Origin of the sequence: Enterobacter sp. 22466 (assembly GCF_052044775.1) — a bacterium.
Classification (GTDB): domain Bacteria; phylum Pseudomonadota; class Gammaproteobacteria; order Enterobacterales; family Enterobacteriaceae; genus Enterobacter; species Enterobacter dissolvens.
The window spans coordinates 126,603-144,340 of the sequence record NZ_JBQENX010000002.1; the positions used below are offsets into that span (position 1 = coordinate 126,603).

15 protein-coding genes are annotated in these 17,738 nt (G+C 56.5%); 10 read left to right on the top strand and 5 right to left on the bottom strand.

Annotated features, from left to right (window positions below; genetic code table 11):
* Positions 1–41: 41 nt before the first annotated feature.
* The 6 genes from dapA to ypfH all read left to right on the top strand — a co-directional run bounded on the left by dapA (position 42) and on the right by ypfH (position 6,525).
* Complete coding sequence (dapA, locus tag ACTJJI_RS07260; protein ID WP_013098227.1) at positions 42–920, top strand: 4-hydroxy-tetrahydrodipicolinate synthase; 879 nt, start codon at positions 42–44, stop codon at positions 918–920.
* A 16-nt stretch (positions 921–936) separates the two neighbouring features.
* Positions 937–1,971 carry an outer membrane protein assembly factor BamC gene (bamC, locus tag ACTJJI_RS07265; RefSeq protein ID WP_014832857.1) on the top strand — a complete coding sequence of 345 codons (1,035 nt, stop codon included), beginning with the start codon at positions 937–939 and terminating at the stop codon, positions 1,969–1,971.
* 109 nt (positions 1,972–2,080) lie between these two features.
* Entirely contained in the window at positions 2,081–2,794 is a 714-nt protein-coding gene (gene purC, locus ACTJJI_RS07270) for a phosphoribosylaminoimidazolesuccinocarboxamide synthase (RefSeq protein ID WP_008501631.1), read from the top strand.
* A gap of 119 nt (positions 2,795–2,913) precedes the next feature.
* A complete protein-coding gene (gene ypfJ / locus ACTJJI_RS07275) occupies positions 2,914–3,783 on the top strand; it encodes a KPN_02809 family neutral zinc metallopeptidase (RefSeq protein ID WP_029882266.1) in 870 nt (289 codons plus the stop codon).
* A complete protein-coding gene (locus ACTJJI_RS07280; protein WP_440653568.1) occupies positions 3,783–5,756 on the top strand; it encodes a tRNA(Met) cytidine acetyltransferase TmcA in 1,974 nt (657 codons plus the stop codon). The genes ypfJ and ACTJJI_RS07280 overlap by 1 nt, the downstream gene beginning before the upstream one ends.
* 73 nt (positions 5,757–5,829) lie before the next feature.
* Positions 5,830–6,525 carry an esterase gene (gene ypfH, locus ACTJJI_RS07285; RefSeq protein WP_014832854.1) on the top strand — a complete coding sequence of 232 codons (696 nt, stop codon included), beginning with the start codon at positions 5,830–5,832 and terminating at the stop codon, positions 6,523–6,525.
* 41 nt (positions 6,526–6,566) lie between these two features.
* On the opposite strand, the gene ACTJJI_RS07290 is transcribed toward ypfH, so the two are convergent.
* Genes ACTJJI_RS07290 through ACTJJI_RS07300 form a run of 3 tightly spaced genes read right to left on the bottom strand, consistent with a single transcriptional unit; the run spans position 6,567 to position 8,277 of the window.
* Entirely contained in the window at positions 6,567–6,764 is a 198-nt protein-coding gene (locus ACTJJI_RS07290; RefSeq protein WP_013098222.1) for a YpfN family protein, read from the bottom strand.
* Positions 6,765–6,788: 24 nt separating this feature from the next.
* Entirely contained in the window at positions 6,789–7,916 is a 1,128-nt protein-coding gene (dapE, locus tag ACTJJI_RS07295) for a succinyl-diaminopimelate desuccinylase (protein WP_046888235.1), read from the bottom strand.
* A 10-nt stretch (positions 7,917–7,926) separates the two neighbouring features.
* Complete coding sequence (locus ACTJJI_RS07300; protein WP_047361164.1) at positions 7,927–8,277, bottom strand: ArsC family reductase; 351 nt, start codon at positions 8,275–8,277, stop codon at positions 7,927–7,929.
* A 387-nt stretch (positions 8,278–8,664) separates the two neighbouring features.
* On the opposite strand from ACTJJI_RS07300, the gene ypfM reads away from it, so the two are divergent.
* Positions 8,665–8,724 carry a protein YpfM gene (gene ypfM, locus ACTJJI_RS07305; protein WP_015572204.1) on the top strand — a complete coding sequence of 20 codons (60 nt, stop codon included), beginning with the start codon at positions 8,665–8,667 and terminating at the stop codon, positions 8,722–8,724.
* Between the two features lie 109 nt (positions 8,725–8,833).
* Here the strand turns inward: ypfM and acrD are convergent, their stop codons facing one another.
* Both acrD and narQ read right to left on the bottom strand, forming a co-directional pair.
* Positions 8,834–11,947 carry a multidrug efflux RND transporter permease AcrD gene (acrD, locus tag ACTJJI_RS07310; RefSeq protein ID WP_063424878.1) on the bottom strand — a complete coding sequence of 1,038 codons (3,114 nt, stop codon included), beginning with the start codon at positions 11,945–11,947 and terminating at the stop codon, positions 8,834–8,836.
* A 146-nt stretch (positions 11,948–12,093) separates the two neighbouring features.
* Positions 12,094–13,782, bottom strand: a complete 1,689-nt coding sequence (gene narQ / locus ACTJJI_RS07315) for a nitrate/nitrite two-component system sensor histidine kinase NarQ (RefSeq protein ID WP_323282278.1) — start codon at positions 13,780–13,782, stop codon at positions 12,094–12,096.
* A 152-nt stretch (positions 13,783–13,934) separates the two neighbouring features.
* On the opposite strand from narQ, the gene aegA reads away from it, so the two are divergent.
* The 3 genes from aegA (at position 13,935) to ACTJJI_RS07330 (ending at position 17,721) form a co-directional block, all read left to right on the top strand.
* The gene (aegA, locus tag ACTJJI_RS07320) at positions 13,935–15,911 is read left to right on the top strand and encodes a formate-dependent uric acid utilization protein AegA (RefSeq protein ID WP_440653569.1); all 1,977 of its coding nucleotides are present in this window, start codon (positions 13,935–13,937) and stop codon (positions 15,909–15,911) included.
* 67 nt (positions 15,912–15,978) lie between these two features.
* On the top strand, positions 15,979–16,572 hold the full coding sequence (nudK, locus tag ACTJJI_RS07325) for a GDP-mannose pyrophosphatase NudK (RefSeq protein WP_014832849.1): 594 nt from the start codon (positions 15,979–15,981) through the stop codon (positions 16,570–16,572).
* A 105-nt stretch (positions 16,573–16,677) separates the two neighbouring features.
* Positions 16,678–17,721: a DUF1176 domain-containing protein gene (locus ACTJJI_RS07330; RefSeq protein ID WP_014832848.1), complete on the top strand. Its 1,044-nt coding sequence runs from the start codon at positions 16,678–16,680 to the stop codon at positions 17,719–17,721.
* The last annotated feature ends 17 nt before the right edge of the window (positions 17,722–17,738 follow it).

A 17,738-nucleotide genomic window follows, 5' to 3' on the forward strand; every position in this document is an offset into this window, starting at 1 on the left:
AAACGTACCATTGAGGCTCTTGTTCGCACAGAGGATGGCTCATGTTCACGGGAAGTATTGTCGCGCTTGTAACACCGATGGATGAAAAAGGTAATGTCTGCCGGTCAAGCATGAAGAAGCTGATTGATTACCATGTCGCCAATGGAACCTCGGCGATCGTTTCGGTAGGGACTACCGGTGAATCTGCAACGCTGAGCCACGAAGAGCACGGCGATGTGGTGATGTTGACCCTCGAACTGGCTGACGGACGTATTCCGGTCATCGCGGGAACAGGCGCGAATGCAACCGCGGAAGCGATCAGCCTGACCCAACGTTTTAACGACAGCGGCGTTGTTGGCTGTCTGACGGTCACCCCTTATTATAACCGTCCTACTCAGGAAGGTTTGTTCCAGCATTTCAAAGCCATCGCTGAACATACTGACTTGCCACAAATTCTGTATAATGTGCCGTCCCGTACTGGCTGCGATATGCTGCCGGAAACCGTTGGTCGTCTCTCGAAAGTAAAAAATATTATCGGGATTAAAGAGGCGACAGGGAACTTAAGCCGCGTTCATCAGATCAAAGAGCTGGTTTCAGACGACTTTATCCTGTTGAGCGGTGACGATGCGACCGCGCTGGACTTTATGCAGCTCGGTGGTCATGGCGTGATCTCCGTAACGTCGAACGTTGCGGCCCGCGATATGGCGGAAATGTGCAAGCTGGCGGCGGCAGGTCACTTTGATGAAGCCCGTCTCATTAATAAACGTCTGATGCCGTTGCACAATAAATTATTTGTCGAACCCAATCCGATCCCGGTGAAATGGGCATGTAAGGAGTTGGGACTTGTAGCAACCGATACGCTGCGTCTGCCAATGACACCGATTACCGACCACGGTCGTGAAATCGTCACTGCAGCGCTGAAGCATGCCGGTTTGCTGTAAAGTTTAGGGAGATTTGATGGCTTATTCAGTACAGAAGTCGCGCCTGGCGAAGGTTGCGAGTGTTTCGCTTGTTATGCTGCTCGCTGCCTGTAGTTCAGACTCGCGCTACAAGCGCCAGGTGAGCGGTGATGAATCCTATCTGGATGCGACCCCGCTTGCTGAACTTCATGCACCGGCTGGCATGATCCTGCCGATTCAGAACGGCGATTATAATATCCCCGTGACCAACGGCAGCGGCCCGGTGGGCAAAGCGCTTGATATTCGTCCGCCAGCACAGCCTCTGGCGCTGGTGAGCGGGGCGCGTACCCAGTTTACCGGTGATACCGCGTCTCTGATGGTGGAAAGCGCACGTGGCAGCACGCTGTGGCCACAGGTGGTGAGCGTTATTCAGTCGAAGAACTACACGATTGATAAACGCGATGACGCCAGCCAGACGTTAACCACCGACTGGATCGAGTGGAATCGTCTGGATGAAGACCAGCAGTACCGTGGTCGTTATCAAGTCTCCGTTAAACCGCAGGGCTATCAGCAGGCGGTTACCGTTAAGCTGTTGAACCTGGAGCAGGCGGGTAAACCGGTTGCGGATGCCGCCGCCATGCAGCGTTACAGCACTGAAATGCTGAACGTGATTGCTGCGGGCCTGGATAAAAACGCCACCGACGCCGCTAACGCCTCACAGAGCCGTAACGGTGTGACGTTTGATGTCCAGAGCGGCGCGGATGATACCGGCCTGCCGATGCTGGTTGTTCGTGCACCGTTTAACCAGACCTGGCAGCGTCTGCCAGCGACGCTGGAAAAAGTGGGCATGAAAGTGACCGACAGCACGCGTTCAACCGGTAGCATGACGGCAACCTATAAGCCGCTGTCCGACAGCGCATGGCAGGAGCTGGGCGCACGCGATCCACAGCTTGCTTCCGGCGACTACAAGATTCAGGTAGGCGACCTCGATAACCGCAGTAGCCTGCAGTTTATCGATCCGAAAGGTCACACGCTGACCCAGTCGCAGAACGATGCGCTGGTCGCGGTCTTCCAGGCTGCATTCAGCAAATAAATACGAGGGCTGGTAAATCCAGCCCTTTTTATTTTCGTGCTACGCAAACGTGTGCGTGGCATAATATCCCCAGTTTTGAACACAAATCATCACACCAGGAGTAATCAAGATGCAGAAGCAAGCTGAGTTGTATCGTGGCAAAGCGAAGACCGTATACAGCACGGAAAACCCGGATCTGTTGGTGCTCGAGTTCCGCAATGATACGTCAGCAGGGGATGGCGCACGCATTGAGCAGTTCGATCGTAAAGGCATGGTGAACAACAAGTTCAACCACTTCATTATGACCAAACTGGCCGAAGCGGGTATCCCGACTCAGATGGAAGCGTTGCTGTCCGATACGGAATGTCTGGTGAAAAAACTGGATATGGTTCCGGTTGAGTGCGTCATTCGTAACCGTGCCGCGGGCTCCCTGGTGAAGCGTCTGGGCATTGAGGAAGGTATCGAGCTGAATCCACCGCTGTTCGATCTGTTCCTGAAAAACGACGCCATGCACGATCCGATGGTCAATGACTCCTACTGCGAAACCTTCGGCTGGGTGAATAAAGAGAACCTGGCGCGCATGAAAGAGCTGACCTACAAAGCCAACGATGTGCTGAAAAAACTGTTTGATGATGCTGGCCTGATCCTCGTCGACTTCAAGCTGGAGTTTGGTCTGTTCAAAGGCGAAGTGGTACTGGGCGACGAGTTCTCACCGGACGGCAGCCGTCTGTGGGACAAAGAAACGCTGGATAAAATGGATAAAGACCGTTTCCGTCAGAGCCTGGGTGGCCTGATTGAAGCGTACGAAGCCGTTGCTCACCGTTTAGGCGTTAAGCTCGACTAACTCCCTCATCGCCAAAGGATGTTCATATCCTTTGGCGTCTTACCTTTGTTTCCTATGGTAATCTTGCCGTTAACCGCCTACGATCATAGCTATTATTAATGGAATAGTTCGAGGTAGTTATGCGCTGGCAAGGGCGTCGTGAAAGTGACAATGTAGAAGACAGACGTGGTGATAGCGGTGGCGGCCCTTCCATGGGTGGCCCCGGCTTCCGTTTACCCAGCGGAAAAGGCGGAATCATTCTGCTGATTGTGGTGCTGGTCGCGGGCTACTACGGAGTCGATCTTACCGGGTTAATGACCGGTCAGCCGCTGCAGCAACAGCAGCAATCTCAGCGCTCCATCAACCCAAATGAAGATGAAGCGGCCAAATTTACCTCCGTTATTCTCGCGACCACTGAAGACACGTGGAGCCAGCAGTTTGAGAAAATGGGGCGCAGCTACCAGCAGCCGAAGCTGGTGATGTACCGTGGTGCGACCCGCACCGGCTGCGGCACCGGGCAGTCGGTGATGGGGCCGTTCTACTGTCCGGCAGACAGCACCGTCTATATCGATCTCTCTTTTTATGATGACATGAAACGCAAACTCGGTGCCGACGGTGATTTTGCTCAGGGCTACGTGATTGCGCATGAAGTGGGGCATCACGTGCAAAAATTGCTGGGCATTGAGCCTAAGGTTCGCCAGCTTCAGCAAAATGCCTCGCAGGCGGAGGTCAATCGCCTTTCCGTGCGCATGGAGCTGCAGGCGGACTGCTTCGCGGGCGTCTGGGGTAACAGCATGCAGAAGCAGGGCGTGCTGGAGTCAGGCGACCTGGAAGAGGCGTTAAATGCCGCTGAGGCCATCGGTGACGACCGTCTCCAGCAGCAGAGCCAGGGCCGTGTGGTGCCGGACAGCTTCACTCACGGGACGTCAGAACAACGTTACACCTGGTTTAAACGCGGTTTTGACAGCGGTGACCCGGCGCAGTGCAACACCTTCGGTAAAGCCATGTAATGGTGGCGTTTGACCAACTGATTAGCCAGCTTGAGCGCACCGGCCAGCGTCGGCTGGTGGTGCTCAGCGGTGATGCGCAGTGGTCCCAGGCGCAGGCCGGGGCGCTGCGTGATACGCTTTCCGGGGATTGGGTGTGGCTGGATGAAAACCCTTCCCGGGAGACAGGCGGGCTGCTGGGGCGCGAGTTCCGGCACGCTGTTTTTGATGCCCGCGCCGGGTTTGATGTCTCAGCCTTTGCCGCCCTGAGCGGAACGCTGCGTGCCGGGAGCCTGCTGGTGCTGTTGGCTCCCCCGCTTGCGGTGTGGGCAGACACGCCCGACCGCGATTCCCTGCGCTGGAGCGACAGCGCAGAACCCATTCCCACGCCGAATTTCATTCGCCACTTTTGCCAGACGATTACCCGCGACGCCGATGCAATCGTCTGGCAGCAAAACCAGCCGTTAACCCTTCCTCCGTTTCCTGATGCCCCTGACTGGCAACCCGCTAACGGTGCGCCCCAGCGCGAGCAGGCGGAGATCCTGCAGGCGCTTCGTGCAATGCCGAAAGGCGTTGCGGCTGTTACCGCCCCGCGCGGGCGGGGAAAGTCGGCGCTTGCCGGCATGCTGCTGAAAAGCATTGAGGGCAGAGCAGTTGTCACCGCACCGGCAAAGGGGGCAACGGAGGTCATCGCACGGTTTGCGGGTGAACATTTTCACTTTATGGCACCGGATGCGCTACTTGCCTCATCACACCATGCCGACTGGCTGATTGTCGATGAGGCGGCGGCCATACCCGGCCCTGTGCTGGAGAAGCTGGTTGCGCGCTTTCCACGGGTACTGTTAACCACGACGGTACAAGGGTATGAAGGAACCGGAAGAGGGTTTTTGCTTAAATTCTGCGCGCAGTTCAGCGCCCTGCAGCGTTATAGCTTATCCACCCCCGTTCGCTGGGCGGCGGGATGTCCGCTTGAGCGGGTAGTCGCCAGCGCGCTGCTGTTTGACGACACGCTCATCGACCAGCAGCCGAAAGGAGAGGTACAACTGACCTCTCTGGCCCCCGATGCATGGGAGCACACGCCTGCACTCGCCGCGAGTGTCTACGAGCTGCTTTGTGCGGCCCATTACCGTACCTCGCCGCTGGATCTGCGCCGTATGATGGACGCCCCCGGTCAGCACGTTGCCGTCGCGCAAACGGATCCGGTCATCGCGGGCGCGTTGTGGCTGGTAGACGAAGGCGGGTTAAGCCCGGCGCTAAGTCGCGCAGTATGGGCGGGTTTTCGCCGTCCGCGCGGTAACCTTGTCGCGCAGTCTCTGGCCGCGCATGGCGGCACGCCTCTGGCAGCAACGCTGAAAGGTCGACGGGTCACGCGCATCGCTGTTCACCCTCACCGGCAACGGGAAGGGATCGGCCGGGCGCTTATCCGCGAGGCCTGCGGGGAGGATTATCTCTCGGTAAGTTTTGGCTTTACCGACGCGCTGTGGCATTTCTGGCAGCGGTGCGGCTTTGTGCTGGTACGGATGGGCAGCCACCGCGAAGCCAGCAGCGGCTGCTATACCGCAATGGCGTTATTGCCGCAAAGTGAGGCGGGGCATCGTCTGTGTGAACAGGCCCGGCTGCGCCTGCATCGCGATGCGCGTGTCTTATCATTGTGGAATGGCGAAAAGATCCCGGTGGCAGATGAGTGGGAAGCTACCCTTAATAGTGACGACTGGCTGGAGCTGGCAGGCTTTGCCTTTGCACATCGGCCCTTTGCTACGTCCGTTGCCGCGTTGACGCGTTTGCTGCTCGCCGTGGATCTGCCGCTTCCGGCCCTGCGCGGTAAAATTGAGGCACGAAGAGAGGACGCCGCGCTCAGTGCTGAACTGTCGCTCACCGGGCGAAAAGCGGTGCTGGCAAGATTACGCGCTGAAACGGCGCAGGCCCTTGAATGTCTTGATAATGCACGCAGCCAGCAGCTCAAAAGCGACATATTGCAATGGCAATTTTTTCAATGACTTCTTCAGTAAAGTGGCATGGTCATTCCCCCCGCAAGGCGTAGAATCCAGGTCATCAATTAAGGAGACCGCCATGAAACACGATCATTTTGTTGTTCAAAGCCCCGACAAACCGGCTAAACAGTTACTGCTGCTGTTTCATGGCGTTGGCGATAACGCCGTCAATATGGGAGAGATAGGTCGCTGGTTTGCACCTGTTTTTCCTGAGGCGCTGATTGTCAGTATCGGCGGCGTGGAGCCGTGTGGCCCTGACGGACGGCAGTGGTTCTCCGTTCAGGGCGTGACGGAAGAGAACCGTCAGGCGCGCATTGATGCCATTATGCCGGTCTTTATCGAAACCGTGCGTTACTGGCAGCAGCAGAGCGGCGTCGGTGCCGACGCGACCGCGCTGATTGGCTTTTCACAGGGGTCAATTATGTCGCTGGAGAGCGTGAAAGCAGAGCCGGGTCTGGCTTCGCGCGTGATTGCCTTTAACGGCCGTTTCGCGACGCTGCCGACGAGCGCAACCACGCAGACGACGATCCACTTGATCCACGGTGGCGAAGACCGGGTGATTGAGCTTTCGCACGCCGTAGCGGCACAGGAAGCCCTGATCCGGGAAGGCGGGGATGTGACGCTGGATATCGTTGACGATCTTGGCCACGCGATTGACGATCGCAGCATGCAGTTTGCGCTTGACCATCTGCGTTATACCGTACCGAAGCACTACTTTGATGAAGCGCTCAGCGGCGGTAAGCCGGACGATGATGATATTGTTGAGTTTTTATGAGTGAAACATTCCCTCTCCCCAACGGGGAGAGGGAGTGCGAATTACTTCTTCTGGTCTTTCTTCGGCCAGTCGTCGTCGTCATCCCACTTGTCGTTAAAATCACGATGAGGCGGAAGATCCGGCTTGTTGGCGAGGAATTTTTTATGGTCAACGCGCTTAAGATCTTTAATCACGTTAAGCAATACGCCTACCAGAAACACTAACACCAGAATCCACCAGTACTTTGCAAGCCAATCCATTCGCTATTCCTCTCAGAGCGCTCGTCAGGCGACGATTTGCTCCATAATACGTTGATACATACGGGCCAGCAGTTGCAAATCTGCGGCATTGACGCACTCATTGATTTTATGAATGGTCGCGTTCACTGGTCCCAGTTCGACAACCTGAGCTCCCATGCGGGCGATAAAGCGTCCGTCTGAGGTGCCACCCGTCGTCAGCAGTTGTGGCTTAATTTCATTATAGTGCTCGATGGCGTTCACCACCGCATCCACCAGTTTACCGCGCTGCGTCAGGAACGGCTGGCCGGAAAGCCACCAGTCCACGGTGTAACGCAGCTGATATTTTTCCAGCAGGGCGATAACGCGCGCTTTGATCATCTCATCGGTCAGTTCCGTGCTGAAACGGAAGTTAAACTGAACGAAGAAATCCCCCGGGATCACGTTGTTGCTGCCGGTTCCGGCCTTCACGTTCGCAATCTGCATGCTGGTTGGCGGGAAGAACTCATTGCCTTTGTCCCACTCAATGCTCACCAGTTCACTCAGCATTGGCGCTGCGCGGTGAACAGGGTTATCGGCCAGATGCGGGTACGCCACATGTCCCTGTACGCCGTGAAGGGTCAGGTTACAGGTTAACGAGCCGCGGCGGCCATTTTTCACCACATCGCCCACCACCTCGGTACTGGACGGCTCGCCGACCAGACAGTAGTCCAGACGCTCGTTGCGGGCCATCAGGGCCTCAACCACCTTGACGGTGCCGTTATGGGCGCTGGCTTCTTCATCAGAGGTAATGAGAAACGCGAGACGGTTTTTATGGTTTGGGTGCTGAGCGACAAAGCGCTCTGCCGCCACAACCATTGCCGCCAGGGAGCCTTTCATGTCTGCGGCGCCGCGGCCAAAAAGCATGCCATCGCGGATGGTGGGTTCAAACGGAGGGTTGATCCAGCGGTCCGCATCACCTGCGGGAACCACGTCGGTATGCCCGGCAAAGGCCAGCGTTTCGCCCTGGCCACGCCACGCCCAGAAATTCTGGGTGTCGCCAAAATCCATACGCTCCACGGTAAAACCGATGGCACGCAGGCGCTCAATCATTAATGCCTGACAACCTGCGTCGTCCGGGCTAAGGGAAGGACGGCGAATAAGCTGCTGAGTCAGCTCAATGACCGGGCATGACATAAACTACACCTCAACGAAAAAAGTCGGAATAAAGGGTTTCACTGAAACCCAGCAGCATAGGCTGCCCGGGCGCGCAGAGCAATGGGCGTTTGATGATTGCTGGCATTTCAAGCATCAGATTTGCTGCGCTGTTGGCATCCTTGATGCTGGCACGCAGTGATTCGTCCAGTTTGCGCCAGGTGGTGCCGCGGGTGTTCAGCAGCGCTTCCCACCCCAGTTCGTTAATGGCGGTATGCAGAAATTCTGCATCAAGCCCATCGGCACGGTAATCGTGGAAGCGGTACTCGATGTTGTTAGCTTCGAGCCAGCGGCGGGCTTTTTTGATCGTGTCACAATTTTTAATGCCGTACATGACAACCATGTTGAATCCTTTTGTTCTTATGACCATTAAATGTTCAGTAAATTCGAAGATATATCCTTAAACGGAATATAACACATTCAGAAACGCTCTGGATTAACACCTCTTTTTAATTCAACTCACACCTGTACGCTGAATATTCTTTCATCATTTAAGCATAGATGTCCATCAGGTATAAATTGCCTGTAAACTCAGCGGGTAAAATAAAACTCACCCGTGGGTAGGGTTATTTCAAAATATTGCTGGCCGTCACACAAAATGTAAGGCTCTCCGTTCATATTTATCATAAATCCAGCGCGCAGGCGGGGTACAATCACAGCAATCGGTTAAAGTGTCTTCACAATGATGATACGTTTTCGTAGAATGCGCATAATAATAAGAGAGGTTGTTATGATTGAACGTGAACTGGGGAACTGGAAAGATTTTATCGAAGGCATGCTTCGTAAATGACATTCAGTAAGAATTGCAAGAGCACTTAAATAAGTAAAATAACCATAGTGTGAATTAATCGCACAGTAAAAAGGCGGCCTACTGAGCCGCCTTTTTTATTTTCACTATCTTATTCAGGCCGTTCCTTGAGCGGGAAGCGGCGACGCACCAGCACGAAGAACAGCGGCACAAAATAAATGGCCAGGATCGTGGCTGAAATCATTCCTCCCATGACGCCTGTACCTACCGCATGCTGGCTGCTGGAGCCTGCACCTGAGCTGGTTGCCATCGGTAACACCCCGAAGACAAACGCCAGCGAGGTCATCAGGATCGGACGCAAGCGCTGACGGCAGGCATGCAGCGTGGAAGCCATCAGCTCATGGCCTTTGGCATTCATCTCATTGGCAAACTCAACAATCAGGATGGCGTTTTTCGCCGACAACCCAATCACGGTGAGCAGCCCCACCTGGAAGTAAACGTCGTTCTCCAGACCGCGCATCCAGGTGGCGAGCAGCGCGCCGATCACGCCAAGCGGCACCACCAGCATGACCGAGAACGGGACTGACCAGCTTTCATACAGCGCCGCAAGACAGAGGAAGACCACCAGTAGCGACAGCGCGTAAAGCGCGGGAGCCTGCGCCCCGGAGAGCCGCTCCTGATAAGACATGGCCGTCCACTGCAGACCAAAGCCAGCGGGCAGCTGTTGCACCAGCTTTTCCATGGTGTCCATCGCCGTACCGGTACTGACGCCCGGCGCGGCTTCACCGACGATCTCAACGGCGGAATAGCCGTTATAGCGCTCCAGACGCGGAGAACCGCTCTCCCAGTGCGAGGAGGCGAAGGCGGAGAACGGCACCATGCCGCCCGCATTGTTGCGGACATACCAGCGGTTAATATCGTCTGGCAGCATGCGGTATGGCGCGGCGGATTGCACATACACTTTTTTAACGCGACCGCGATCCATAAAGTCATTCACATAGCTTGAACCCCACGCCGTTTGCAGGGTGTCGTTGATGTCGTCGATGGAAACGCCCAGCGCCTGCGCCTTACGCTGATCAATATCCACCTGCAGTTGCGGGCTGTCATCCAGACCATTGTGACGAACGCGGGTCAGCCCCGGATCTTTACCGGCCAGCTCTAACAGCTTGTCGCGTGCCGCCATCAGCGCAGCGTGGCCCGCACCGGCATGGTCCTGCAACTCCATGTCAAACCCGGCAGAACTGCCGAGACCGCTGATGGCCGGTGGGCTGCTGGCAAAAACGCGAGCCTCTTTGATACGGGAGAAGGCTTTGGTCGCGCGTTCGATAATGGCAAACGAGGTACCCGTTTTCGTATCGCGCGCGTCCCAGTCTTTCAGGCGCACAAACATACGCGCAACGTTCTGCCCGTTCCCGCCCGGGCCGGAGCCGACGGTGGAGAAGACCGACACCACGTTATCTTTCTCTTTGGTGAAGAAGTACTGCTCCACCTTCTGAACTACCTTCAGCGTTTGCTGCTGCGTTGACCCGCTCGGGAGCTGCACTGAAGTGATGAACATCCCCCGGTCTTCCTGCGGCAGGAAAGAGGTAGGCAGATGCAGGAACAGCCACACCATACCGCCAAGCAGCACAACGTAAATCATCATCCAGCGCAGGCTGCGGTGCAGCACCTTGCCGACGGCGGATTCATAACGCGCGGCATTGCGGTTGAACATGCGGTTAAACCAGCCAAAGAAGCCTTTCTGACCGTGCTGTTCCCCTTTGTGCAGCGGTTTGAGGAGGGTGGCGCAGAGGGCTGGCGTGAGGATCAGGGCCACCAGCACCGACAACACCATTGCGGAGACGATGGTGATTGAGAACTGACGGTAAATAGCACCGGTTGTGCCGCCGAAAAACGCCATCGGGATAAAGACCGCCGAGAGCACCATCGCGATGCCGACCAGCGCCCCCTGAATTTGTCCCATCGATTTACGCGTGGCCTGACGCGGGGAAAGCCCTTCCTCGCTCATGATGCGCTCGACGTTTTCGACCACCACGATGGCATCGTCCACCAGCAGGCCAATCGCCAGCACCATCGCAAACATCGTCAGGGTGTTGATGCTGTAACCAAACGCGTAAAGCACCGCGAAGGTACCCAGCAGCACCACGGGAACGGCAATGGTCGGGATCAGCGTTGCGCGGAAGTTTTGCAGGAACAGGTACATGACCAGGAAGACCAGCGCGATCGCTTCCAGCAGCGTTTTCACCACATCTTCAATAGAGGCTTTAACGAAGGAGGTGGTTTCGTAGGCGACTTTGTATTCCAGCCCGTGGGGAAAATAGTGCGACAGCTCATCCAGACGATCCAGCACCAGCTGCGCGGTGGCCATTTCATTGGCACCCGAGGCCAGTTTAACCCCCAGACCGGAGGCCGGATTACCGTTAAAGCGGCTGAGATAATCATATTTCTCAGCCCCCATTTCCACCGTGGCAACGTCGCCCAGGCGGACCTCCGAGCCATCCTGATTGACCCTCAGGGTAATGTTGCGAAACTGCTCCGGGGTCTGAAGCAGCGACTGTGAGTTAATGGTGGCATTCAACGCTTGCTTATCGACGGAAGGCGTTCCCCCCAGTTGCCCCACGGCAATCTGGGCATTCTGGGATTTAATGGCATCCGTCACGTCGGTGGCCGTCATCTGGAAGCTGTTCAGCTTGTTCGGATCAAGCCAGATACGCATGGAATACTGAGAGCCGTAAGCGTCGATATCACCGACGCCGTTAATACGGCTGAGGGGATCCTGAATATTACTGGCGACGTAGTCGGCAATGTCCTGCTTATCCATGGAGCCGTCGGTGGAGACAAACGCAATAGTCAGGATGTTGGTGTCACCGGTTTTACGCACGGTAACCCCCTGATTCTGCACCGCCTGAGGCAGTTTACGCATCGCCGACTGCAGCTGGTTTTGCACCTGCTGCACGGCTTCGTCCGGGTCCGTACCGGCGGTAAAGCTCAGGGTGACGGTCGCCTGGCCGGTGGCGCTACTCTGCGAGGACATGTACATCAGGTTATCCAGACCCGTCATGTTCTGCTCGATAACCTGCGTGACGGTATTTTCCAGCGTTTGTGCTGAAGCACCGGGGTAGTTTGCCGTAACGCGCACGTTTGGCGGTGCCAGGTCGGGATATTGCTCAACAGGAAGTGAAGTAATGGCCAGGACACCTGTCAGACACAACAGAATGGCAAGTACCCAGGCAAAAATGGGGCGATCGATAAAAAAATTCGCCATGAAAAAGAGACCTCGTTTTGCTGCACGTCATTATTGTTTATTGCCCGCATCACTTTAGCGGCAAGACGAAGACCAAACGTGGAGAAATAAAGGAGATAGTGTAAATTATCATGCGCTTTTCTCTGCGCCTCCCCTTTTACCGTAATTTACCTGTCGGTACCGCCTGTCGGGAAGGTCACGCTCACCAGCGTCCCGCCGTTTTGCGGCCGGGAAAAGTGCAGCGTTCCACCGAGTCGCGCCGCGCGTTCGCGCATAATATTGAGCCCGTAATGTCCCGGCGGCTCGCTGGCCTCGCCAATCCCGATACCGTTATCGCGGATGCTGACGCTGTGAGTGCCGTCAGCAGACGTCACGCAACTGACGGTGATTTCGCTGGCCTGAGCGTGTTTAATTGCATTCAACACCGCTTCACGCACGATTTGCAGTAAATGCACCTGTTTCTGGGCGTCCAGCGCCAGCGAGGAGAGACGGCAGTCGAGGTGCAGCTTCGCCTGCGTCTGGCTTTGCAGTCCGTCCAGTGATTCCTGTAAGGCCGCTGGCAGGTTGGCGTGGTTAAGCGTCAGGCGGAAGGTGGTAAGCAGCTCGCGCAGCTGATGCCAGGCGTTGTTAAGCTCGCGGGAAAAGTCGGTGATGATGGTCTGCGCCGGGGCATTTTCCTGCGGGATGGCGCGTTTAAGCAGCGCCAGCTGGATCCGTAAATAGGACAGCACCTGCGCCAGCGAATCATGCAGCTCGCGGGCGATCGTCGCGCGCTCTTCCATCAGCAGCAGCTGCTGGTAGTGCTTTTGCGCCTGGTTGAAGTAAAGCCCGCGCCCGAGCATCGTCGCCACGCTTTTCATCAGCGGCAGGGGAACGTTGCCCGTCTCGCTTTGCCAGCGCAATTCACCGTACAGGGTATCCTGCATCAGCACGGGTAGCGTTTGCAGGGGGATTTCATTCGACTCTGTACCTTCGCTGAGCCGCCAGTCGTCGCTGGTGCGCAACTCCAGGTAGTTCATCTGCGTGTACTCATGCACTATCTGCAAAATATGCCGGAAACAGTGGCTGTCTATCTGGCCGGTATTCAGTGCCTGAGAACATTTAAACAGCATCTCCAGCTGCTGGTGCGCCTCATTCAAATGCCGCGTCTTTTCCGCCACGGAGTGTTCAAGCGAGCGATAAAGCGTGTGCAATTCCCCCGACATATGATTGAACGCCCGGGATAACTGACCCAGCTCGTTCGGCAGCGCGGTATCCGGTGCAGGCGTATCGAATTGCCCCCGTTCAATGCGCTCGCTGGCCGCCACCAGATTATTCAGCGGTAACACCACCTGGCGGCGGATGCGTCGCAGGGTGAAGATCGTCAGTAACAGGATGCCTGTCCCGCCCGCCAGGGAGATGAGGATCACCGCGCGGATTTTATGTTCGGTGTAGTGCTGAAGGGCGAGCACAAAGGCGTCAATCCGGCCGACAAAGTCTTCAATGTGGGCCTGATACCACCCGATATCGCCGCGAGCGATGCGGTTATCCATCTCCTGCCACGCCAGATGCAGCTGCTGATAGCGCGCTTTAACATCGTCCGGCACGTACCAGCGGTTCAGCTTTTGTAGCGCAGGGGCGCCCAGCGTCTGCTGCCAGTTTTCGCGGTGCGCCGCAAGAGCGTCGCTGTTGCGCTGCATCTCATAACCCAGACGATAGCTCTGCATACGCAGTGAACCAGCAATGTTAATGGCTTCTGCGTCGCGCTGGCTGCTGGCGAGCGTCAACAGCGCAACGGTGCTGGTCAGAACGGACAGCACAATAATGGAAATGAAAGCCCGGGCCAGGCTTCCGGAAACGGGTCGTTTAACGGTCACAGAACAGCTTCCTGAAAAAAATTGATCTGCCACAGGTTCACTGGAGATAGTTCGGCTTCCTGGGCATTTGTACATTGCCTGATAGCGCCGCCGTGGGTAAATACACTATTCCTATAAAGAATAAGGTTATTGAACCAAAAACAGGTGTCGTTATGAATCGTTTTATTATGGCCAACAGCCAGCAGTGTATAGGGTGTCGTGCCTGCGAAGTGGCCTGCGTGATGGCGCACAACGATGAACAACATGTGCTGAGCGAGCGCCATTTTCATCCCCGCATTTCTGTCCTGAAATCTGGCGCGAAGAGCACGCCTGTAACCTGTCACCATTGCGAAAACGCGCCCTGCGCGCAGAGCTGCCCGAACGGGGCCATCAGCAAATCCGATGACAGCGTACAGGTGAATCAACAAAAATGCATTGGCTGTAAAGCCTGCGTGGTCGCCTGTCCGTTCGGCACGATGGAGATCGTTGTTACGCCTCTCGACAAGGGCAAGGTGAAAGCCTCGGCACATAAATGCGATCTTTGCCGCACGCGCCCACAGGGCCCGGCCTGCATCGAAAATTGTCCGGCACAGGTGCTTACCCTGGCGACGCCCGCCGTGCTGAATCACCTGGCGAAAACCCGCCGCCAGCGCACCGCCCGTCAGGACGCGCAGCCCTGGCACGACGAGGCGGTCAGGCCTGACCTGCCGCGTACCCGGCTTGAGCAGATGAGAAACACACCGCCACGCGGGGAGCCGGATAAACTCGCCGCGAATGCACGTGTCAGCCATTTTCAGGAGATCTACCTGCCGTTTCGGGCAGAGCAGGCCGCGCGTGAGGCGTCGCGCTGCCTGAAGTGCGGCGAACGCAGCATTTGTGAATGGACCTGTCCGTTGCATAACCATATCCCCCAGTGGATTGAACGCGTTAAAGCGGGGGATATCGCCGGGGCGGTTGAGCTTTCACACCAGACCAACTGTTTACCTGAAATTACCGGCCGCGTCTGTCCGCAGGACCGATTATGTGAAGGCGCCTGCACCGTGCGTGATGTCTCGGGCGCGGTCACCATTGGCAACATCGAGCGCTATATCTCTGACCAGGCGCTGGCGATGGGCTGGAAGCCGGATCTGAGCGGCGTGACGCCGGTTGATAAACGTGTGGCGGTGATCGGTGCGGGGCCTGCGGGGCTCGCCTGTGCCGATGTGCTGGCGCGCAGCGGCGTGAGCGTCACGGTCTATGACCGGAACCCGGAAATCGGCGGCTTGCTGACGTTTGGTATCCCGGCCTTTAAGCTCGATAAATCGCTGCTTGCGCGGCGCAGGGAGATATTCACAGCCATGGGGATCCAGTTCGTGCTGAACTGCGACGTCGGACAGGATGTGCCGATGTCGCAGCTGCAACGCGAATACGACGCCCTGTTTATTGGCGTGGGAACCTATCGTTCCATGAAAGCGGGTATTGCGCATGAAGATGCGCCCGGCGTCTATGACGCGTTACCTTTCCTGGTGGCAAACACCCGCCACGTGATGGGGCTTGAGGCGACAACCAAAGCGCCGTTTATCGACACCCGGGGGCTGAACGTGGTAGTGCTCGGCGGGGGCGATACCGCCATGGACTGTGTCCGCACCGCGTTACGTCACGGTGCGGCGAAGGTAACCTGTGCCTACCGCCGGGATGAAGCCAATATGCCGGGCTCGAAAAAAGAGGTGAAGAATGCGAAGGAAGAGGGCGCCGCGTTTGAATTTAACGTTCAGCCCGTGGAGTTAACCCTGGCACCAGACGGGCAGGTCAACGGCATTCGCATGCTGCGTACCGAACTCGGCGAAGCGGATGCGCAGGGGCGTCGTCGGCCGGTACCGATAGCGGGCAGCGAGTTTGTGATGCCTGCGGATGCGGTGATCATGGCATTTGGTTTCAATCCGCACGAGATGCCGTGGCTGCAGGCGCAGGGCGTTGAGACGGATAACTGGGGGCGAATTATTGCCTCGGTGGAGAGCCGCTATCGCTATCAGACCTCTAACCCGCAAATTTTCGCAGGCGGTGACGCCGTACGCGGCGCGGATTTAGTGGTCACCGCCATGGCGGAAGGGCGACATGCCGCGCAGGGTATCCTCGACTGGCTGGGCGTCAGCGCGTCAAAAACGCATTAAATCGGGTGGGCGACAAAGCGGGGTTCACGGCGTAATATAGGCAGACTCATTGTGTCGTGGAGCCCGTATGACCCTGAAAATTGACGTTATCAAAGACAAAATCCTTTCTGATAATTACTTTGTCCTGCGTAACATCACCTATGATTTAACGCGTAATAACGGGGACGTGATCCGCCACAAACGTGAGGTTTACGACCGCGGCAATGGGGCAACCATTCTGCTTTATAATCGTGAAAAGCAGAGCGTGGTGCTGATCCGCCAGTTCAGGGTAGCGACATGGGTCAATGGCAATCCGGACGGACGGCTGATTGAAACCTGCGCTGGTCTGCTGGATGACGATGAGCCGGAAGTCTGTATCCGCAAAGAAGCCATCGAGGAGACGGGCTTTGAAGTGGGTGAGGTTAAAAAAGTTTTCGAACTGTTTATGTCACCCGGCGGCGTGACGGAAATCGTCCATTTCTTTATCGCCGAATACAGCGATGCGCATCGTATCCATCAGGGCGGTGGCGTGGAAGATGAAGATATCGAGGTGCTGGAGTTACCGTTTGTCCGGGCGCTGGAGATGATCCGTTCCGGGGAAATTAAAGATGGTAAGGCTGTAATATTACTGCAGTATTTACAAACAACCGGGCTGATGGCTCCCTCTTTCGAACGTGTGTAGTTTGTTTTTCGGATAAATCTATCCGATAAATCCGATTGAGCAACCCCGGCGGGAACACGAAGATACTGCCCAGTTAAGCGTTTTCGTTCCGGGACTGTGCCATTCATGCGCTACTGCGTTTTTATTCTTTTCCTGATTTGCGTGCTCCCCGCACCGTTGGTGTGGGCTGCACCTGCCCAGCAATCATTCTCAGACTGGCAGGTGACCTGTAATAACCAGAATTTTTGCCTGGCACGCAACACGGGTGAACACCGCGATCTGGTGATGACGCTTAGCCGTAGCGCCGGGGCGAAAACCGATGCCTCGCTGCGTCTCGATCTCGGCGGCCTTTCAGCCCCTTCCGTCAAAGAGCCTGCTATTGCGCCGCGCCTGCTGCTGGATGGCGTGCCAGTCACGCTGGACCGTCAGCACTGGCAGTTAACGCCATGGCATCTGAAAACGGACGATGCCGCGACCATCACCGCATTTCTCAAGCATATCCAGGAAGGGAAAGCGCTAACCCTGCGTGATGGCAAGCAGGCGATCTCCCTGAGCGGCCTGAAGGCGGCGCTGTTGTTTATCGATGCTCAGCAAAAGCGTGTCGGCAGCGAAACCGCCTGGATTAAAAAAGGTGACGATCCGCCGTTAAGCGTACCGCCCGCACCGGCCCTGAAAAAGGTGGCGGTCGTGAATCCTACCCCGACACCGCTCTCCCATGCCGAACTCAACGACCTGCTGGACTACGGTACCTGGCGGATGAATAACAGCCAGTGCTCGCTCGATCCCAACCGGCGGGAAGTGCGTGTTACCGCGCTCACTGATGACAAAGCGCTGCTGATCGTCAGTTGCGAAGCGGGGGCCTATAACACCGTCGATCTGGCCTGGCTGGTGTCACGTAAAAAACCGTTCTCTTCCCGTAGCGTCAGGCTGCGCCTGCCGTTTACGCCATCCAGCGGCAGCAGTGAAATGGAGTTAATGAACGCCCGATTCGATGAGAAAACGCGTGAGTTGACCACCCTGGCGTTAGGACGGGGGATTGCCGACTGCGGGATCCAGACGCGCTGGCGTTTTGACGGCCAGCGCTTCCGTCTGGTGCGTTATGCCGAGGAGCCCAGCTGCGATAACTGGAATGGGCCAGATGCCTGGCCCACGTTGTGGATCACACGCTAGTTTTGCCGGGTGGCGGT